This window comes from Microbispora sp. H10949 (assembly GCF_014161435.1).
Classification (GTDB): Bacteria; Actinomycetota; Actinomycetes; order Streptosporangiales; family Streptosporangiaceae; genus Microbispora; species Microbispora triticiradicis.
The window spans coordinates 331,079-350,459 of record NZ_JABBWZ010000005.1 but is presented as its reverse complement, the minus strand read 5'-3'; the positions used below and the strand labels follow the sequence as shown (position 1 = coordinate 350,459).

Sequence of the window (19,381 nt, the reverse complement as noted above, 5' to 3'; positions counted from 1 at the left end):
CCAGGCGGTTTTCACACCACGGCGGCGCGCACGCACAGGACGTCGGGCAGATGGCGGGCGATCAGCGTCCAGGTCTCGCCCGCGTCGGCGGAGCCGTACACCTCGCCGTCCCGGGTGCCGAAGAACACCCCGGCGGGCCCGGCGGTCATGGCGTCCCTGAGGACGGAGGCGTGCGCCGGGCCCTCGGGCAGGCCCTCCGAGAAGCCCTGCCAGGTGGCCCCGGCGTCGTCGCTGCGGAACACCCGGCACCGGTGGCCGACGGGCGTGCGGTCGACGTCGCCGTGCAGCGGGAAGACGTACAGCCGGTCGGGGTCGTCCGGGTGCACCGCGATCGGGAACCCGAAGTCGGAGGGCAGCCCGGAACCGATCTCCGTCCAGGAGCCGCCGAAGTCGTCGGACCGGTAGACGCCGAAGTGGTGCTGGAGATAGAGCCGCTCGGGGCGCGCGGGATGCTGCGCCACCTTGTGCACGCACTGCCCGAACTCGGGATACTGCGCTCCCTCGGGCAGGAAGGGCGCGCGGATGTCCTTATTGGACGGCCGCCAGGTGGCCCCGGCGTCGTCGCTGCGGAAGAAGCCGACGGCGGAGGCGGCGACGCCGAGCCGCCCGGGGTCGGTGGGGTGCGGGATCACGGTGTGCAGGCACAGCCCGCCGCCCCCGGGCTGCCACCGGGGCCGGGTGGGGTGGTCCCACAGCCCCTCGACCAGGGTGTAGGTGGCCCCGCCGTCCTCCGAGCGGAACAGCGCGGCCGGCTCGGCGCCCGCCCACACCACCCCCGGCTCGGCCGGCGACGGCTGGAGCTGCCACACCCGGGCCAGCGCGGCCCCGGTGCGCTCGGGGAAGGCGACCGGCGGGGTGGCCGCCTCCTGCCACGTCTCGCCGAGGTCGTCCGACCACAGGACGGACGGCCCGAAGTGGCCGTACTCGATCCCGGCCAGGATCCGGGGGGTGGGCCCGCGCGTGTCGACGGCGACGGAGGGGACGCCGATGGTGGAGAAGCGCACGGGGTCGACCTCGAACGGCCCGCCGTTCGAGGAGTGTGCCAGGAACAATCCTTTTCGGGTGCCGATCGCGAGTAGTGCGGGCATGCGCCCTCCCTGTCCGGATATCGATCATGTTTTCGATTCGAATCCTGCCAGGAATCGGTCCGGCGTGCCCGCCGTTCCGGTCGGGTCGCTCCGATCGCGGTCTCGCTCCGGATCGGCGTCGCGGTGGATCCGGGCGAGCGGCACCCCCGAGCGCCGAAGGCGCCGAACGGTCGCGTCCACCATGGGGGGCGGGCCGCAGACGTACACCTCGTGCCCGGTCCAGGAGGGGAACGCGTCCACGACGTCGGGGAGCCGGCCGCGCAGCCCCTGGTAGGCGGGGTCGTCGGAGACCACCGGCAGCACCCGCAGCCAGGGGAAGCCCGCCGCCAGCCGCGTCAGGTCCGGCATGTCGTACAGGTCGCCCGCGTGCCGCACCCCGAACAGCAGGTGGATGTTGGGGCGGCGGCCGGAGGCGATGACGTGCTCCATGACGGCCTTGATCGGCGCGAGCCCGGTGCCGCCGGCGACGCACAGGAGGTCCCGGTCCGACTCGGGCGGCGTCATCGTGCCCGCGGGCGGGCCGAGCAGCAGCTGGTCGCCGGGACGCGTGTGGCGGACCAGGGCCGAGCTCACCCAGCCGCCGGGAACGGCCCGCACGTGCAGGCGCAGCGTGCCGTCCGCGCGGGGGGCGTTGGCGATGGAGAAGCGCCGCCACACCCGCGGCCACCTGGCCGTCTGCACCGGGACGTGCTGTCCGGGGACGAAGTCCATCCGCTGCGACGGGCGGAGCGTGAGGACCGCGATGTCGCGGCAGCGTGCCTCGTGGCCCGTCACCTCCGCCAGCCACCAGGGGGGAGTGGTCTCCGCCGCGGCCGCGTCGATCATGATCCGCGAGGCCATGGCGTACGCCTCGCTCCAGGCCGCCTCGGTCTCCTCGGTCCAGATCCGCGCGGCGAAGCGCCTCATCGTCGCGAGCAGGGCGGCGCCGGCGGCCGTGTGGTGTTCGGGGGAGAAGCCGTACCTGCGCTGGTCGCGGCCCAGCCCGGCGAGATAGGACGTCAGTCCCTCGGGGCTGTCGAGCTCCCTGACGACCCTCCTGAGGACGTCGAAGAGCCGGCCGCGCGGCGCCGCCATGTCCGGCGGGAACATCCCGCGCAGGCTGGGGCAGTGCGCGAACAGCAGTCCGTAGAAGTACGCGGAGGCCCGCCCCGCGACGGGTTCGACGAGCGCGAAGCTTTCCTTGATCAGGCGCGCGTTCAACGACATCGGTTGTGTCCCACCCTAGGGACCGGAGGTGTGCTCCGGTCTGTCGATCCACCTCCCTGACGGCTCCGGGTGACGAGCGCCGGAGGCCCCGGCCCGACCGGTCGCTCACTGCGGAGTGTTCCACTCACTTCGGTGCGTCACAACCGATTCATGGCAAGGCAACCAGCTGTGAACGCTTCGTTATTTTTCGTGATCCTTGCCTTGTGACTGGTGTGACTGGTGGGGTCAATGATCCAAAAGTCGACAAAAAGGAAAGAAGCTGCGCCATGATGGGCCCTGCCCCGCCCATGAACCACCAGGAGTCGCCATGGCGCGTCCGATCGTCGGCATCACCACCTACCTCGAGGCCGCGCGCTGGGGGACGTGGGTCCGTGAGGCCGCGGTGTCGCCGCACGCGTACGCGCGGGCGGTGGAGAAGGCGGGCGGCGCGCCCGTCCTGCTGCCGCCGCTGAGCCCGGTGTCCGCCGGCGATCACGTGCGCCGCCTGGACGCCGTCATCCTCGCCGGCGGCGTCGACGTCGATCCCGCGCTGTACGGCGAGGCCTCCGCCGCGGAGCCGGACGACGGCGACGGGCTCGCCGCGCCGCAGCCGCACCGCGACCGCTTCGAGGTGGCGCTCGCCCAGGCGGCGGTGGAGGCGGACGTGCCGCTGCTCGGGATCTCGCGCGGCCTGCACGTGCTCAACGTGGCGCAGGGCGGCACGCTGATCACCTCCCTGCCCGCGGCCGTGGGCCACGACCGGCACGAGACCGCGAAGCACGTCGTGACCATCAGCGTGACCAGCCGGCTGGGCAAGGCGGTGGGCGACCACGCCGAGGTGACCGGCGCGCACCGCCGGGCCGTACGGCGTCTCGGCACCGGCCTGCTCGCCGTGGCCTGGGCGGACGACCAGATCGTCGAGGGCGTCGAGCTCCAGGGGCACCGTTTCGCCGTCGGCGTCCAGTGGCACCCCGAGCGCGGTGCGGACAACCGCCTCATCGAGGCACTGGTGGACGCCGCCCGCCCCTGATTACCCTGCGGGCATGGCATTGCATCCCCAGGCCGCGGCCTACCTCGCGCTGTTCCCGTCGGACCTCGGCGCCGATCTCGCCTCCCTGACCCGCGAGCAGATCGCCGAAATGCGGACGATGGACGGGTTGGCCGAGCAGCGCGGGCCGAGGATCGACCTGCCGGTGGTCAGGGACGAGACGGTGGCCGGGGTCCCGGTCCGGATCTACCGCCCGGAGCCCGGGGAGCGCCCGCTGCCGGTGCTCGTCTACTTCCACGGCGGCGGCTGGGTCTTCGGCAGCGTCGAGCGCAACGACCCTCTCGCGCGGGATCTCGCCGCGCGCACCGGCGCCGTCGTGGTCTCGGTGGACTACCGCCTCGCGCCCGAGGATCCGTTCCCGGCGGCGGCCGACGACGCCTTCGCGGTGGTCCGCGACGTGCACGCCCGGCCCGGCTTCTACGGCGGCGACGCCGGCAGGGTCGCGGTCGTCGGCGACAGCGCCGGCGGCAACCTCGCGGCCGTGGCCGCGTGGCTCGCCAGGGACGCGGGCCTCCATCTCTCCCACCAGGTGCTGATCTACCCGGTCGTCGACGTCGCGTGCGACACGCCCAGCTACCGGGCGAACGCGAAGGGGTTCGGGCTGGAGGCGGCGGAGATGAGGTGGTTCGTCGAGCAGTACGCGGGCGGCGCCGATCCGCGCGACCCCCGTCTGGCGCCGCTCCACCTGCCGGACAAGTCGGGTCTCGCGCCCGCGACGGTGATCACGGCCGAGTACGACCCGCTGTGCGACGAGGGCGCGGCCTACGCGCGGGCGCTCGCGGAGGCCGGGGTGCCGGTGGAGCACCGGTCCTTCGAGGGCGCGCTGCACGGCTTCCTCGGCCTGCCCGGGTTCTTCGACCAGGCGGTCGAGGGCCGCGAGTTCCTCGCGGCGCGCCTCAAGGAGGCGTTCGCGTGACCCGCGCGCGGGCGCTCAGAAGCTTCTCGGCAGGCCGAGAACCTGGGTGGCCAGGTGGTTCAGCAGCAGTTCCTCGGTGACCGGGGCGATCCTGCCGATCCTGGCGTCGGCGAGCAGCCGGGCCACGGGATACTCCAGCGAGTAGGCCATGCCGCCGTGGGTCTGGAACGCGGCGTCCGCCGCGTCCCACGCGGCCCGCGAGGCGGCCAGCTTGGCGATGTTGGCCTCGGTGCCGCAGGGCAGCCCGTTGTCGAAGGACCAGGCCGCCTTGTACAGCATCAGCCTGGCCAGCTCGATCTCGGCCTTGACCCGCGCCAGCGGGAACGCGACGGCCTGGTTCGCGCCGATGGGCCGGCCGAAGACCTCCCGCTGCTTCGCGTAGTCCACGCCCACCCGCAACGCCACCTCGGCCGCACCGAGCGCGCTCGCGGCCAGCAGGATGCGCTCGGGGTTCAGCACGTCCCACAGCACGGCGACGCCCCGGTCCACCTCGCCGAGCACGCTGGACGCGGGCAGCCGCAGGTCGTCGATGAAGACCATGTTGGACGGCGTGGTGTTCGCGCCCATCTTGGGGATGGGCCGGTAGGTCAGGCTGCCCGCCCGCACCGCCTCGGGCACGTCGACCAGGAACACCGTCAGCCCGTCGGTGCGGGGCCGGGCCCGCTCCGCCGGGATCGTCCGGGTGACCAGCAGCATCCGGGCGGCCCGCTGCACCCCGGTGATCCAGACCTTCTGGCCGTTCACCACGAAGTCCGAGCCGTCGCGGCGGGCGAAGGTCGAGATCGCCAGCGAGTTGGATCCGGCGTCGGGCTCGGTCAGCGCGAAGCAGGTCTCCATCTCGCCCGTCGCCAGCTTCGGCAGCAGGGCGGCTCTCTGCTCGGCCGAGCCGTGCCTGGCCAGCGTCAGCGCCCCGAACCCCGGAGTCAGCACATACATGAACGCCGAGCCCCCGGCCGAGCCGGAGGCCGACAGGGTCTCGGTGGCCACCGCGAGTTCGAGCAGGCCCTGGCCCGCCCCGCCGTACTCCTCCGGGACGGCCAGGCCGAGCCAGCCGCCCTTGGCGAGCTCCGCCCACACCTCCTCCGGCCAGCGCTTCTCCGCCTCGCAGCGCTGCCAGTAGTCCATGTCGTACCGTGCGCAGACGTCGGCGACACCGCGCCGCACGGCCTGCGCGCTCTCCGGCAGGGTGAAGTCCATGCCGTCACTGTAGAGCCGTCACCGGAGAACGGCGCTCGCCCGCGGGCGGCGGGCGTGGTAGACGAAGGCGGGCGGCAGGTTGCGCCACACGGTGCGGCCCGCCACCACCTCCTCGAAGGAGGCCGTCAGGGCGCGGCGGAAGCGCAGTGCCGCGGGCAGCGCGCGGGCGTGGACGTAGGAGAAGGTCGTGAAGGCGCCGCCCGGAGCGAGTGCGGCGACCGCCGCGCGCAGCAGCCCGGCCTGGTGGCCCGGGGAGAACGCCGCCCAGGGCAGCCCGCTGACGATCACGTCGGCCGCGGCCAGTCCCCGCTCGGCGAGCAGGGCGGGCAGGTCCGCGGCGCTGCCGACGACCAGGTCGACCCCCGGGTGACGGGCCGAGAGCCGCCCGGCCAGGAGCGGGTTGATCTCGACGGCCAGATGCCGTCCCCGTCCCGCGAGCCGCCGCTGGATCTCGGCGGTGAAGGGCCCGGTGCCCGGTCCGAGTTCCACCACGACGGGCTCGCCCCCCTCGGGCACCGGTGCGCACACCGCCCGCGACAACCGCCGCGAACTGGGCGCGACCGCTCCCGTGGCGGCCGGGGAGCGCAGGAACTGGCCGAGGAGAACCGCTGACTCACTGTTCATGCCGGTCACGCTAGGGCGCGCCACCGCCCCCGACCGCCCGCAGTACGGGCCGACCTGGCGGCCGGTCGGCGCACGGAGGGCGGCCAGAAGGAGGAGGCGCGGTCCTCCGGCCGGAGGACCGCCACCGCCCCGGGAGTTCGGTAGCGTTCCCCCATGCGGCGGCCCTTTTCGCGTGGCCCGGTCCTCGACGTGTTCCTCGCGGTGAGCGGGACCGGTCTCGACGTGCTGGTCAGCGCGGGAACCTGGACGGGCCGTAGCGGTCCGGCCCCGGTGTGGGTGGGGCTGGGACTCGCGCTGCTGGCCGGGCTGCCGATGGGGCTGGTGCGCCGATGGCCCGGCCCGGTGGCCGTCTACCTGGCCGCGCTGCTGGTGGGCTGCGACCAGCTCGGCGCGTTCACCGTCAACACCGTCCAGATCCTGCTGCCCATCGCGGTGGGCGTGCTGGCCCGGGGGCGCGGGTGGGGCTGGACGGCGCCGGTGGCCGTGCTCGCCTGCGTCGCGACGGCCGTGAACCTCGCCGACCCCGGCATCGCGCTCACCGCGAACACGTGGTTCTACTCGGCCGGCCTGATCGCCGCCCCGGTGCTGATCGGCGGTTATCTGCGCACGCAGGAGGGGCGGCGCAGGGAGGACCCGGCCCCGCTGCTCGACCTCCTCCTCGCCGGCGGCGGGGTGGCGCTGGCGGTGCTCACCACCTGGCCGTACTGGCACAGCGGGGTGCCGCCGGTGTGGGCGGTCGCGCTCGGGGTGATGCTCGCGGGGCTCGCGCTGGGCGTCGTGCGGCACCTGCCCGGCGCGGTCCTGCTGCTGGAGAGCCTCACGCTGGTCGTCGCCGACCAGTACGTCCCGAGGACCGGCAACAGCCTGCAACTGCTCGCCCTGGTGGCACTCGGCGTGTTCGCGACCCGGGCCGCCTGGCCGTGGCTCGCTGCGGCGTACGCGCTGACCTGCTCGGTCTCCGCCGTCGTGACCGTGGACGACCCCGCCGACGTCACCCCGTTCCGGGTGGTGGCGCTGATGACGATGGTGACCGCCCCGGTGGCCATCGGCCGCTACGTCGGCGCGCGGCAGGCGCAGGCCAGGCACGCGGCCGAGCTGGCCGCCGAGCGGGCCAGGGCCGGGCGGCTGGCCGAGCGGGAGCGGATCGCCCGCGAGGTCCACGACATCGTGGCCCACCATGTGGGGGCGATGGTCCTGCGGGCGAGCGCGGCCCAGTACGCCGGGGCGGACGGCCCGGCCGCCGAGGCGCTGGACGACATCCGGGAGACCGGGCACCGCGTCCTGGAGGACCTGCGCGGCCTGCTCACCGTGCTGCGCGATCCCGCCGAGGCGCTGCGCGACGACCTCCCGCTCGCGGACATGCTCGCCGACCCCGGCGACGTGCTGCGGGACGCCGTGGCGCGGATGTCGGCGGCCGGCCTGCACGTCGACCTGCGGCAGTCGCCCGAGGCGTGTCTGGCCCCGCTGGTGCTGCGCGCGGCGGCGGCCAGGATCGTCCAGGAGGGGCTCACCAACGTGCTGAAACACGCGGGGCCCGGCGCCCGCGCCGAGGTCGGCGTGCGGACGCGCGAGGGCGCGCTGGAGGTGGAGGTGCGCAACGGCCCGGGCCCGGCCCGCCCGCCGGAGGCGCTGCCGTCCAACGGCCAGGGCATCGCGGGCATGCGGGAGCGGGCCCGCGCCTTCGGAGGGCGCGTCACCGCCGGCCCGGCGGGGGACGGCGGGTGGCGGCTGACCGCCTCGCTGCCCATCCCGCCCCAGGGGGCGTGTGAGAGCCCGCCCGACCGCTGCGTGAGAGGGAGGTTCGCGTGATCCGCGTCGTCGTCGCCGACGACCAGGCCCTCGTACGGGCCGGCGTCCGGATGATGCTGGAGGCGGCCGGGGACATGGAGGTGTGCGGCGAGGCCGCCGACGGCGCCGAGGCGGTACGGCTGGCCGAGCGGCACCACCCCGACGTCGTGCTGATGGACCTGCGCATGCCGCGCGTCGACGGGCTGGAGGCCACCCGCAGGATCCTCGCCGCCCGGCCGTCCGCGCGGATCGTCGTGCTCACCACGTTCTCCGAGGACGAGGACCTCTACGCCGCGCTGGGCGCGGGCGCGCTCGGTTTCCTGGTCAAGGACGACCCGCCCGCCCACATGGTCGAGGCCGTGCGGCGGGCCGCGGCGGGGGAGCCCCCGCTCGCGCCGTCGGTGCTGCGGCGGGTCGTCGAGCGGGCCCTGGCCGCCGAGCGGCAGGCGCTGCCGCCGCCGGCGGCCCTGACCGAGCGCGAGTCGCAGGTGCTGACGCTGATCGGCGTGGGCCTGTCCAACGCCGAGATCGCCGGGCGGCTGCACGTGGGCGTCACGACCGTGAAGAGCCACGTCGCCGCGATCACCGAGAAGCTGGGCCTGCGCAACCGCACGCAGGCGGCGGTGATGGCGCACCGGTTCGGGCTGGTGGACGCCGCCTTCACCCCCGTGGCTCCGCCGCGGAACGCCCGGGACACCGGTATGTAGGTGTCCCCGCGGTCCCTGCCGGTGATCGACCACAAGCGACCGTTTAGCCGTTCCCAAGGTCGTGCGAAGCGGGCATCGAGAAGGCCCTCCTAACGTCTGTGTCCGGCGCCCGATCGGGCGCCGTCACATCGGAGAACGCGCCGTCCCCGGGCGGCGGGAGGGATCACAATGTCCAAGATCAGAATCGACGACATCGCGGCGGCCGGCCCGGAGCTCGACGAGGGAGACCTCCGTCTCGTCAACGGCGGCCGGAAGTTCGAGTGGTCGAGCCAGGTCATGACCCCGGACGGCACCGTCGACGCCAAGGACCTCGACTTCTGAGCGACCGCTTCCGAGTGACCGCGCGGGGCGCCGTTCCGGCGCCCCGCGCCGATCGGGAAGCCAGACAGGAAGAGCGAGAGATGCCCGGCGAAGTACTCATCCTCACGATCGACGGAGACTCCCATGCGGAGCACGTGGCCCGTCTGCTGGCCGCGCGGGGGGCGGAAGCGGTCGTCTTCGACCCGGCCGGCTATCCGGTCCACGCGGTGCTCGACGCGGTCTACCACCGTGACGGGCGGGTGCGGCGGCGGCTGCGCACGGAGAAGGCGGACGTCGATCTCGACCGTCTGACGGCGTTGTGGTTCCGCCGTCCCCAGGCTCCCGTCGCGCATCCCGAGATCACCGACCCGGTGGCACGTGCCCACATGGAGCAGGAGTGCGCGGTGTTCGCCGGGGACCTGTGGGAGCAGCTCGACTGCCGCATGGTCCCCGCGCCCAGGGAACGGGTGAGGCTGGCCCAGCGCAAGTCGTCACAGCTGGCCCTGGCCGGTCGCCTCGGATTCGAGCTGCCGGACACGCTGATCACCAACGACCCCGACGAGTTCCTGGACTTCTACAACCGGCACCAGGGCCGCGTCATCACCAAGCCCCTGGGCATTCCCGCCGGCTCCCGCGCCGACGGGGAGGGCGTGGCCCGGATGTCGGAACCGGTGTCCACCCGGGATGTGACGTACGCGGACGCGATCAGGTTCGGCCCGGTCGTCGTCCAGGAGTACGTGCCCAAGCGGGTCGAACTGCGGGTGACCGTCGTGGGGCGGGCCGTCTTCGCGGCGGAGATCCACTCGCAGGAGAGCAACCACACGAGGCTCGACTGGCGCCGCTACGACCCGGGCGGCACCCGCCACGAGGTGCACGAGCTGCCGCCGGAGGTGGCCGAGCGCTGCCTGCGGATCGTGCGGCGGCTCGGCCTGCGCTACGGAGCGATCGATCTCATCCTCACCCCCGACGGGCGTTACGTCTTCCTCGAAGTCAACCCCAGTGGCCAGTGGCTCTGGATCGAGAAGGCCACGGGCCTGCCGATCGGCGCGGCGCTGTGTGATCTGTTGATGTACGGCACGGTCGGAGAGGAGACCGCGCATGTTGCCGGACGCCCTTGAAACCCTCCGCGGCCTGGACGGTCTCGACCCGTCCGAGGCCCAGGAACGCCTGCGTGAGCTGCGGGAGCGCCATCCCGGCGTGCGCTTCCGGCTGCTGTGGCAGCGGGAGGACTACGACGACTCACTCCACTACGACCTTCTGATCAAACGGCCGGGGGAGGGGACGGTGTCGCTGTCCTGGTGCCCCGACCGCTCCCTGCCCTGGCCCCTGCGGGGCGTGCAGCGGGCCGGCGAGATGCTGCTGCTGCGGATCGACGGAGTCGGGGTCAAGGTGGTCGACGCGGTCGCCTGGCTCGACTTCCTGTGGGACGAGACCCGGCTGGTGGACCGGGTCGTCGCCGCCGCCCTCGTCCAGGCGGAGCTGGAGGAGGCTCCGGTGGAGCTCTCCGACCACGAGATCCAGGAGGCGGTGGACGCGTTCCGGCGCGCCCGGGGACTGCTCACCGCGGAACGGACACGTGAGTGGATGGACCGCCGCTCCCTCACCGTGGTGGACCTCCAGGAGCTGGTCGCGGGGGAGGTGGCCGCCGCCCGCGTCCGCGAGCGGGTGACGGCCGGACGGGTCGAGCCGTACTTCGAGGAACACCGGGAGGAGTTCGGCACGGCCCGGGTCGCCCGCCTCACCTTTCCCGGCTCCGAGGCGGCCCGGCGGGCGGCGGCCGAGATCGACGCCGGCGCCGGCTTCTTCGCGCTGGCGGAGCGGACGCGCGGCGCCCGGCTGGTCGTCGAGGACGTGCCCGCGGCCGAGATAGGCACCGCCCGCCCCGGCGACGTCGTCTCGCCCGCCCCGGACGTCCTGCTCAAGGTGATCTCCGTGGCCGGCGCCGAGCTCGACGCGGACACGCGCCGCCGCGTCGAACGGCGGGTCTTCGACCTGTGGATCGACGAACGCCGCCGGGCCGCGAAGATCGAATGGTTCTGGGGAACCACGGCGCGGACCGGCACGCGGTGAGCGGACGGATCTTCCGCGCCGAGGCGCTGCGCCGCCATGCCGCCCCGCCGTCCGCCACGGCCGCCGTCAAGGAGGTCGGCGGCCGTGCCCTCGTCCTGCTCTGGTGCGCGGTCGCGGTGCTCACCTCGGGGCTGGCCGTTCTCACCGCTCTGGTCCTGAGGGGTGGCGGGTGAGACGGGTTCCGGTCTTCCTGCAGAACTCGGCGACCGAGTGCGGCGCGGCCTGCCTGGCCGTGATCCTGTCCTTCCACGGCCACCGCACCACCGTGCAGGAGGTCACCGACCACCTCCAGGTGGGCAGGGACGGCCTGAGCGCGCTGGCCGTCGTCCGCGCCGCGCGGGAGTTCGGCCTCAAGGCCAGGGCGTTCTCGCTGGAGCCGGCCGACCTCGGGCGGGTGCCCATGCCCGCGATCGTCCACTGGGAGTTCCAGCACTTCGTGGTGGTGGAGCGGTGGACCCCCGATCACGTGGACATCGTGGACCCCGCCCAGGGACGCAGGCGGCTCACGCCCGCCGAGTTCGACGCCGGGTTCACCGGCGTGCTGCTGGCGTTCGAGCCGGAGCCGGGGTTCCGCCGCGTGCGGTCCGGCGCGGCGCGGGCGTGGCGGCGCGACTTCCTGCGCGCCCTGGTGTTCCGCAGGAAGGGCCTGCTCACCCAGGTGCTCGCGGCCTCGGTGCTGCTCCAGGTGCTCGGCCTGGGGCTCGCGACGGCGTTCCAGGTCGTCGTCGACCGGATCCTCCCGCGCGGGGACTCCGGGCTTCTCGCCCTCCTCGGCGTGGCCGTGCTGGCCGCCGTGGTCACCCAGTTCGCGGTGGGCTACCTGCGTTCGGTGCTGCTCGTCGCGCTCCGCTCGCGCACCGACGGCGAGGTGACGCGGAATCTGGTGGCGCACCTTGTCGCACTGCCGTACCGGTACTTCGCGGTGCGCGGCAAGGGAGACCTGGTGAACCGGGCGAACAGCGTCATCGCCCTGCGCGAGACGCTGACCGGGCAGATTCTCTCGTCGTTGCTCGACGGGCCGCTCGCCCTGGTCTACCTGCTGCTCGTCTTCGCCCGAGACCCGGTCTTCGGCGCCTTCCTCGCGTTGCTCGCGGCAGGGCAGGCCGCCCTCCTGCTCGGCACCGCCCGCCGGGTGGGCGAGCTGACCAGACGCGAGCTGGCCGCCCTCGCCGTCACGCAGGGCCGGCTGATGGAGGCCGTCGGGGGCATCGAGACGCTCAAGGCGTCCGGGGCCGAGCCGCGGGCGATGCAGCGCTGGTCGGACCTGTTCGCCCGGCAGCTCGACGCCGATGTGCGGGGAGGGCTCGTCCGGGGGCTCGTCGAGGCGGCGCTCGGGGCGGTGCGCCTTCTCGCGCCGCTGGGGCTGCTGTGGGTGGGCGCGTGGCGGGTGCTCGACGGGTCGATGAGCCTCGGGACGCTGCTCGCGCTGAACGCCCTGGCCACCGCCGCGCTCACCCCGATCGGTTCGCTGATGACCAGCCTGCGCAGCCTTCAGCAGGCCGGGGCGCACTTCGACCGGCTGTCGGACATCCTCGCCTCCGAGCCCGAGCCGTCGACGGGGATCGAGGTGCTGCGGCTGCGCGGCGGCATCGAGCTGCGCGGGGTGTGTTTCCGCCACGACCCGCGCGGCCCGTGGACGCTGCGCGACGTCTCACTGGTCGTGCGGCCGGGGCAGAAGGTCGCGCTGGTCGGTCCCTCGGGATCGGGCAAGAGCACGCTCGCCCGCCTGCTGCTCGCCCTGTACCAGCCGGCGGCCGGGGAGATCCGGTACGACGGCGTCCCCGCGGCCGAGCTCAACCCGCGGTCGCTGCGCCGCCAGTTCGGCGTGGTCACCCAGGACCCGTCGCTGTTCACCGGGACGATCCGGGAGAACATCGCGCTCAACCTCCCCGAGGCCGGCCTGGACCGGATCGCCGACGCGGCCCGGATCGCGGGCCTGCACGACGAGATCATGGCGATGCCGATGGGCTACGAGACGATCCTGGTCGAGGGCGGCGGCCTGTCGGGTGGACAGCGCCAGCGCCTCGCCCTGGCCCGCGCGCTGCTGCCCCGCCCCAGGGTGCTGCTGCTCGACGAGGCGACCAGCAACCTCGACAGCGCGACCGAGGCCGGCATCGAGGCGCGGCTGTCCCGCCTGACGCAGACCCGCATCGTGATCGCACACCGGCTGAGCACGGTGCGGGACGCCGACCTGATCCTGGTCGTCGAGCGGGGCACGGTGGTGGAGCGGGGCACCCACGAGGAGCTGCTGTCCCTGGACGGGAGCTACACCCGGCTCGTCGCCGCGCAGACGGCCTCCGCCGCGGCCGCCGCTCCGCGGAACGGCCGGGATCCCGGCATGTAGGGTCTGGGGCGTGAACGCTGCCGAGGACCGGATCTGGACGGTTCCCAACCTGCTGAGCGCCCTGCGGCTGCTCGGCGTCCCCGTCTTCCTCTGGCTCGTGCTGGGGCCCCGGGCCGACGGATGGGCCGTCGCGCTGCTGATGCTCGCGGGGTTCAGCGACTGGCTCGACGGCAAGCTCGCCCGCGCATGGAACCAGATCAGCAGGCTCGGCCGCCTGATCGACCCGCTCGCGGACCGGCTCTACATCCTCGCCACGCTGGTCGGCCTGGTCATCCGGGGCGTCATCCCCTGGTGGCTGGCGCTCGCGGTGCCGCTGCGCGACATCCTGCTGCTGTGGATGCCGCCCGTCCTGCGGCGGCACGGATACGGCCCCGCCCTGCCCGTCCACTTCCTCGGCAAGGCCGGCACCGCCGCCCTCATGTACGCGTTCCCCCTGCTGTTCCTCGCCTCCCACGAGGGCTGGTACGCCGAGATTGCCGCGATCTTCGGATGGGCCTTCGCCATCTGGGGAACTGGTCTGTATTGGTGGGCGGGGGTGTTGTATGTCGTACAGGTGCGCCAGCTAACGAAGGGGTGACCCGTGAAGGCCGTCGTCATGGCGGGCGGGGAGGGGACACGGCTGCGGCCGATGACCGCCAACCAGCCCAAGCCCCTGCTGCCCATCATCAACCGGCCGATCATGGAGCACGTGCTGCGGCTGCTCAGGCGGCACGGGTACACCGAGGTCGTGGTGACGGTGCAGTTCCTGGCCGCGCTCATCCGCAACTACTTCGGTGACGGCGACGAGCTCGGCGTGACCCTCCACTACGCCACGGAGGACGTCCCCCTCGGCACGGCGGGCAGCGTGAAGAACGCCGCCGACAAGCTCCGCGAGGACCGGTTCCTGGTGATCTCGGGCGACGCGCTCACCGACATCGACCTGACCGACATGCTCCGCTTCCACCGGGAGAACCGGGCGCTGGTCACGATCGGGCTCAAGCGCGTGCCCAACCCGCTGGAGTTCGGGATCATCATCGTCGACGAGAACGGCCGCATCCAGCGCTTCCTGGAGAAGCCGACCTGGGGGCAGGTGTTCTCCGACACGGTCAACACCGGCGTCTACATCATGGAGCCGTCGGTCCTCGACGAGATCGCCCCCGGCCAGCCGGTCGACTGGTCGTCCGACATCTTCCCCCGCCTGCTGGAGCGGGGCTGCCGGCTGTTCGGCTACGTCGCCGAGGGCTACTGGGAGGACGTCGGCACCCACGAGAGCTACCTCAAGGCGCAGGCCGACGTGCTGGAGGGCAAGGTCAAGGTCGACTTCGACGCCTTCGAGCTGGCCCCGGGCGTGTGGGCCGCCGAGGGCGCCTCCGTCGACCCCGAGGCGGTGCTCAAGGGGCCCCTCTACATCGGCGACTACGCCAAGGTCGAGGCCGGGGCCGAGCTGCGGGAGTACACCGTGCTCGGCAGCAACGCGGTGGTCAAGGAGGGCGCCTTCCTGCACCGCGCGGTGGTCAGCGACAACGTGTACGTCGGCCCCGCCGCGCACCTGCGCGGCTGCGTGATCGGCAAGAACACCGACGTCATGACCGGCGCCCGGATCGAGGAGAACGCCGTCGTCGGCGACGAGTGCGTCATCGAGGCCGAGGCGTACGTCTCCTCCGGGGTGAAGATCTACCCGTTCAAGACGATCGAGGCCGGCACGGTCGTCAACACCAGCGTGATCTGGGAGTCGCGCGGCCAGCGCAGCCTGTTCGGCCCCCGGGGCGTCTCCGGCCTGGTCAACGTGGAGATCACCCCCGAGCTGTGCGTACGGCTGGCCAGCGCGTACGCCACGACCCTGAAGAAGGGCGACACGGTGGTCACCGCCCGCGACGCCTCACGCGCGGCGCGGGCGCTGAAGCGCGCGGTGATCAGCGCGCTGAACTCCAGCGCGATCAACGTCGTCGACCTGGAGGCCGCCGCCCTGCCGGTGGCCCGGTTCAACACCTCCCGGGAGAACGTCAGGGGCGGCATCTTCCTGCGCACGACCGCGGGCGACCCGCAGAGCGTGGACATCGTGTTCATGGACGAGACGGGCTCGGACCTGTCGCAGGCGGCGCAGCGCAAGCTGGAGCGGGTCTTCACCCGGCAGGAGTACCGCCGGGCCTTCCCCGGCGAGATCGCCGAGCTGACGTTCCCGGCCAGGGCCGTCGACACCTACGCCAGGGAACTGCTGGCCTGCGTCGACATGTACGGCGTGAAGGACGCCGAGATGAAGGTCGTGGTCGACTGCGCCGGGGGCACGTCCTCGCTCGTGCTGCCCAGCCTGCTCGGCCGGGCCGGGGTCGACGTGCTGACCGTGAACAACCGCCTCGACGACGCCTCGCCCACCGAGACCCTCGCCGAGCGCCGCCGCGACCTGCAGCGCCTGGCGGACCTGGTCGCCTCCGCGCGGGCCGCCTTCGGCGTACGGTTCGACCCGGTGGGGGAGCGGGTCTCGCTGGTGGACGAGATGGGCCAGCTCATCAGTGAGGAGCGGGCGCTGCTCGTCGTGCTCGACCTGGTCGCGGCCGAGCGCCGCGGCGGCCGGGTGGCGCTGCCGGTGACCACGACCAGGGTGGCGGAGATGGTGTGCCGCTTCCACGGTGTGCAGGTCGACTGGACGGCTACCAGCCTCGACACGCTGACCCGGGCGGCCCGGCACCCTGACACGATCTTCGCGGGCGACGGGCGGGGCGGCTTCATCGTCCCGGAGTTCGGGCCGACCCTGGACGGCCTGGCCGTGTTCCTGCGCCTGCTCGGCCTGGTCGCGCGCACCCGGCTGTCGCTCAGCCAGATCGACGCCCGCATCCCCGAGGCCCGGCTGCTGAAGCGGACCGTGCCGACGCCGTGGGCGCACAAGGGGGCCGTGATGCGCTCGGTCGTCGAGGCCGCCGAGGGCCACCGCCTGGACACCACCGACGGCGTCCGCGTCGTGGAGGAGGACGGAAGCTGGGCGCTCGTGCTGCCCGACCCCGCCGAGGCCGTCACCCACCTGTGGGCCGAGGGGCACGACGTGGACGGCGCGCAGGCCCTCCTGGAACGCTGGGCCCACGTGGTCGAGCAGGCCGCCGGCTCCTGCTGACCCCCCGTCTCCCTCTTTCGTGATCAGGATGGGATGCTGGGGATGCATGTGTCGGGATGGACCTTGAACCTCCGTGGGCTGTAGCGTTGGTCAGTCCACGCCCGGCCGCGCTTCTTGACCTTTGTGCCTGATCAGCGTAAGTTGCGGCATTCGCAGTTCGAGCCGGACCCGAGCAGTTGAGCAGTCCCCAGCAGTGAGCCAGTCCCGAGCAAGTCGTGAGAGTCGTGAGAGAGGCCGAGCCGTTCGATGCCCAGCGTCTACTGCACGCAGTGCGGTCATGCCAACCCCGAGGATGCCCGTTTCTGTTCACGATGCGGTTCGCCGCTGAGCGCTCCGGCGCCCGTCGCAGCCGATACCACCTCGACGATCTCCCTGGAGGCGCTGGAGGCGGAGACGGGCCAGACGCTGCTGCCGGACCGGTCGGCGATCGAGCAGATGCCGCCCGGCACGGCTCTCTTGGTGGTCATGCGCGGCCCGAACGCGGGCAGCCGTTTTCTGCTCGACAGCGATCTCACTACGGCGGGTCGCCACCCGGAAAGCGACATTTTCCTGGACGATGTAACCGTGTCCAGGAGGCATGTCGAGTTCTACCGCCGCGGCGGCCAGTTCACGGTCCGCGACGTGGGCAGCCTGAACGGCACCTACGTCAACCGGGAACGCATCGAGGAGTCCCCCTTGCAGGGCGGCGACGAGGTGCAGATCGGCAAGTTCCGGCTGGTGTTCCTCACGCGTGGTCCTGGAGGGCTGTGATCGGTGAGGAGGAGCAGTCATGAGCGCACAGGCCGTACGGGCGTTCATGAGCATCGGGGAGGTCCTCGGCCTGCTGCAGGCCGAGTTCCCCGACGTGACCGTCTCCAAGATCCGTTTCCTGGAGGGTGAGGGGCTGATCGAGCCCCAGCGGAGCCCCTCGGGCTACCGCAAGTTCACCTACAACGACGTGGAGCGCCTGCGGTACATCCTGCGGGCGCAGCGTGACCAGTACCTGCCGCTCCGGGTGATCAAGGATCAGCTGGACGGGCAGGCCGCGCGCCCGCAGAGCGTCTCGGACGGCCCGCCGGCGGTGCGTCTCAGCAGGGAGGAGCTCATCGAGGCCGCGGGCATCGACGAGGAGACCCTGGCCGAGATGGAGAGCTTCGGCCTGGTCGCGGCGGTCGCGCGCCGCTACGACGGCGAGGCGCTGGAGATCGCGCGCAGCGTGGGGGCCCTGTCGCGGTTCGGCCTGCGGGCGCGGCACCTCAGGGCGGTGCGGGCGCTGGTGGAGCGGGAGACCGGCCTGATCGAGCAGGCGGTGGCGCCCGTGCTGCGCCGGAAGGCGCCGGGGGCGATCGCGGAGGCCGACGAGACCGCTCGCGAGATGTCCGGTCTTCTCCAGGAACTGCACAATGCGTTGCTGCGTGGCAGTGTTCGCGGCGTTCTGGGACGGTAATGGGGTGCTGATGGGGCGGTGACCGGCACATCCGCTCCCTGGTGGGTGTTACGTTGAATGCCTGGTGATATGCCGCGACGCTTGAGACGGAGCCGCCCGTGTTGCAGATGGAGGTCGTGGGGGTTCGCGTTGAGATGCCCACAAACCAGCCGATCGTGCTCCTGAAGGAGGCGAGCGGTGATCGGTACCTGCCGATCTGGATAGGCATGACCGAGGCGACCGCCATCGCGCTGGCCCAGGCGGAGGAACCCCCGCCGAGGCCGCTCACCCACGACTTGTTCCGCGATGTGCTTGAGGCGTTGGGGGTGCGGTTGCGCACCGTCAACATCGTCGCGCTCCGCGATGGGATCTTCTTCGCCGACCTGGTGTTCTCGAACGGCGTGGAGGTGAGCGCCCGCCCTTCGGACTCGATCGCGCTGGCGTTGCGCACAGGGGCGACGATCTACGCGAGTGAGGACGTGATCCAGGAGGCGGGCGTGAGCATGCCCGACGACCAGGAAGACGAAGTGGAGAAGTTCCGCGAGTTCCTGGACAAAATCACACCGGAAGACTTCGGGCGAGCGGGCTGACGTGCCGCACCATTTCGGGAAATTACGCTTCACGACGCGCCGGACGGGGTCGTTGACTGACGATGGCCCCGGTCCTACGGTGCAAGGGAAACCACGGTTGTAATTCACGAACCCCCAGATCAGACCGTGGGATGAGAGAAAGCCGGAGGTCCGCAGTGGCGGTCAGCAGCGGCGAGGGTAGGTCGGCCGGCCAGCACGACCCGGTTCGGCGGGAGGCGCGCGAGCGCGCCGGCGAACAAGGCCTGCTGTTCGACGAGCAGCCGACGGCGCTGCCCGAGAACATCGGTTACCGTGGCCCGACGGCGTGCGCGGCGGCCGGGATCACCTACCGGCAGCTCGACTACTGGGCCCGGACCGAACTGGTGCTCCCGACCATAAGAGCAGCTCAGGGGTCCGGGTCGCAGCGACTCTACAGCTTCCGCGACATCCTCGTCCTGAAGGTCGTCAAACGTCTCCTCGACACGGGGGTCTCGCTCCAGCAGATCCGCACCGCCGTACGGCACCTGCGCGACCGGGGCGTCAACGACCTGGCCCAGATCACCCTGATGAGCGATGGCGTGAGCGTCTACGAGTGCACCAGCGCCGACGAGGTGATCGACCTGCTGCAGGGCGGCCAGGGCGTGTTCGGCATCGCGCTCGGGCGGGTCTGGCGCGAGGTGGAGGGGTCCCTGGCGGAACTGCCCGGTGAGCGCGCGGAGTCCGCTCCGGATGCGGAGGGGGATCATCCGGCCGACGAGCTGGCCCGCCGCAGGAAGGCCCGTAAGATCGGCTGAGAACGGGTACAGAGGAAGTAACCGGGTAGAATGGACACGGCCGACGACCTCGTGCGGGAGAGACCCCTGAAGTTGCAGGGGCGCCGAAGGAGCAAACCTCCCCGGAAACTCTCAGGCATCCGTACCGCACGGACGAGGCGACTCTGAAAAGCAGGCCCGCCCGCCAGGCGGCGCCTCACCGAAGGGGAAAGCCGGGCCGGGCGGCCCGGTGAAGCTCTCAGGTCCGATGACAGAGGGGGAGACCGCATCACGGCCGGTCGC

The 19,381-nt window shown here is 72.5% G+C and carries 19 protein-coding genes and 1 riboswitch; of the genes, 15 read left to right on the top strand and 4 right to left on the bottom strand.

Annotated features, from left to right (window positions below):
• Positions 1-11 precede the first annotated feature (11 nt).
• The gene (locus tag HHX40_RS15115; protein WP_182881076.1) at positions 12-1,088 is read right to left on the bottom strand and encodes a WD40/YVTN/BNR-like repeat-containing protein; all 1,077 of its coding nucleotides are present in this window, start codon (positions 1,086-1,088) and stop codon (positions 12-14) included.
• Positions 1,089-1,112: 24 nt separating this feature from the next.
• On the bottom strand, positions 1,113-2,294 hold the full coding sequence (locus tag HHX40_RS15110; RefSeq protein WP_182881075.1) for an FAD-binding oxidoreductase: 1,182 nt from the start codon (positions 2,292-2,294) through the stop codon (positions 1,113-1,115).
• Between the two features lie 307 nt (positions 2,295-2,601).
• Between HHX40_RS15110 and HHX40_RS15105 the strand changes: the two genes are divergently transcribed.
• Both HHX40_RS15105 and HHX40_RS15100 read left to right on the top strand, forming a co-directional pair.
• Positions 2,602-3,303 carry a gamma-glutamyl-gamma-aminobutyrate hydrolase family protein gene (locus HHX40_RS15105; RefSeq protein WP_138460782.1) on the top strand — a complete coding sequence of 234 codons (702 nt, stop codon included), beginning with the start codon at positions 2,602-2,604 and terminating at the stop codon, positions 3,301-3,303.
• A gap of 13 nt (positions 3,304-3,316) precedes the next feature.
• Positions 3,317-4,237, top strand: a complete 921-nt coding sequence (locus HHX40_RS15100; RefSeq protein WP_182881074.1) for an alpha/beta hydrolase — start codon at positions 3,317-3,319, stop codon at positions 4,235-4,237.
• Positions 4,238-4,252: 15 nt separating this feature from the next.
• On the opposite strand, the gene HHX40_RS15095 is transcribed toward HHX40_RS15100, so the two are convergent.
• Together HHX40_RS15095 and HHX40_RS15090 are read right to left on the bottom strand one after the other, a co-directional pair.
• Positions 4,253-5,434: an acyl-CoA dehydrogenase family protein gene (locus HHX40_RS15095; protein WP_111698666.1), complete on the bottom strand. Its 1,182-nt coding sequence runs from the start codon at positions 5,432-5,434 to the stop codon at positions 4,253-4,255.
• An 18-nt stretch (positions 5,435-5,452) separates the two neighbouring features.
• Positions 5,453-6,058 carry a class I SAM-dependent methyltransferase gene (locus tag HHX40_RS15090; RefSeq protein WP_182881073.1) on the bottom strand — a complete coding sequence of 202 codons (606 nt, stop codon included), beginning with the start codon at positions 6,056-6,058 and terminating at the stop codon, positions 5,453-5,455.
• 153 nt (positions 6,059-6,211) lie between these two features.
• On the opposite strand from HHX40_RS15090, the gene HHX40_RS15085 reads away from it, so the two are divergent.
• The 13 genes from HHX40_RS15085 to HHX40_RS15025 all read left to right on the top strand — a co-directional run bounded on the left by HHX40_RS15085 (position 6,212) and on the right by HHX40_RS15025 (position 19,120).
• Positions 6,212-7,867: a histidine kinase gene (locus HHX40_RS15085; protein ID WP_182881072.1), complete on the top strand. Its 1,656-nt coding sequence runs from the start codon at positions 6,212-6,214 to the stop codon at positions 7,865-7,867.
• Positions 7,864-8,553, top strand: a complete 690-nt coding sequence (locus HHX40_RS15080; RefSeq protein WP_182873474.1) for a response regulator — start codon at positions 7,864-7,866, stop codon at positions 8,551-8,553. The genes HHX40_RS15085 and HHX40_RS15080 overlap by 4 nt, the downstream gene beginning before the upstream one ends.
• 168 nt (positions 8,554-8,721) lie before the next feature.
• Positions 8,722-8,874, top strand: coding sequence for a putative ATP-grasp target RiPP (locus tag HHX40_RS15075; RefSeq protein ID WP_111698653.1), 153 nt, complete (start codon positions 8,722-8,724; stop codon positions 8,872-8,874).
• Between the two features lie 80 nt (positions 8,875-8,954).
• Positions 8,955-9,971 carry an MvdC/MvdD family ATP grasp protein gene (locus HHX40_RS15070; RefSeq protein ID WP_182881071.1) on the top strand — a complete coding sequence of 339 codons (1,017 nt, stop codon included), beginning with the start codon at positions 8,955-8,957 and terminating at the stop codon, positions 9,969-9,971.
• Positions 9,952-10,923 carry a TIGR04500 family putative peptide maturation system protein gene (locus tag HHX40_RS15065; RefSeq protein WP_182881070.1) on the top strand — a complete coding sequence of 324 codons (972 nt, stop codon included), beginning with the start codon at positions 9,952-9,954 and terminating at the stop codon, positions 10,921-10,923. The genes HHX40_RS15070 and HHX40_RS15065 overlap by 20 nt, the downstream gene beginning before the upstream one ends.
• A complete protein-coding gene (locus tag HHX40_RS15060) occupies positions 10,920-11,096 on the top strand; it encodes a hypothetical protein (RefSeq protein ID WP_182881069.1) in 177 nt (58 codons plus the stop codon). Before HHX40_RS15065 ends, HHX40_RS15060 begins: the two co-directional genes overlap by 4 nt.
• Entirely contained in the window at positions 11,093-13,267 is a 2,175-nt protein-coding gene (locus HHX40_RS15055) for a peptidase domain-containing ABC transporter (RefSeq protein WP_182881068.1), read from the top strand. Before HHX40_RS15060 ends, HHX40_RS15055 begins: the two co-directional genes overlap by 4 nt.
• 10 nt (positions 13,268-13,277) lie before the next feature.
• On the top strand, positions 13,278-13,844 hold the full coding sequence (locus tag HHX40_RS15050) for a CDP-alcohol phosphatidyltransferase family protein (protein ID WP_310738112.1): 567 nt from the start codon (positions 13,278-13,280) through the stop codon (positions 13,842-13,844).
• A gap of 3 nt (positions 13,845-13,847) precedes the next feature.
• Entirely contained in the window at positions 13,848-16,352 is a 2,505-nt protein-coding gene (locus HHX40_RS15045) for a mannose-1-phosphate guanyltransferase (RefSeq protein ID WP_111698635.1), read from the top strand.
• A 246-nt stretch (positions 16,353-16,598) separates the two neighbouring features.
• Positions 16,599-17,102 carry an FHA domain-containing protein gene (locus HHX40_RS15040; RefSeq protein ID WP_111698632.1) on the top strand — a complete coding sequence of 168 codons (504 nt, stop codon included), beginning with the start codon at positions 16,599-16,601 and terminating at the stop codon, positions 17,100-17,102.
• Between the two features lie 19 nt (positions 17,103-17,121).
• Positions 17,122-17,778: a MerR family transcriptional regulator gene (locus HHX40_RS15035; protein ID WP_111698629.1), complete on the top strand. Its 657-nt coding sequence runs from the start codon at positions 17,122-17,124 to the stop codon at positions 17,776-17,778.
• A gap of 98 nt (positions 17,779-17,876) precedes the next feature.
• On the top strand, positions 17,877-18,347 hold the full coding sequence (locus HHX40_RS15030) for a bifunctional nuclease family protein (RefSeq protein ID WP_111698626.1): 471 nt from the start codon (positions 17,877-17,879) through the stop codon (positions 18,345-18,347).
• Between the two features lie 155 nt (positions 18,348-18,502).
• Positions 18,503-19,120, top strand: coding sequence for a MerR family transcriptional regulator (locus HHX40_RS15025; RefSeq protein WP_262367358.1), 618 nt, complete (start codon positions 18,503-18,505; stop codon positions 19,118-19,120).
• A gap of 44 nt (positions 19,121-19,164) precedes the next feature.
• Positions 19,165-19,257, top strand: a riboswitch (glycine riboswitch).
• Positions 19,258-19,381 lie beyond the last annotated feature (124 nt).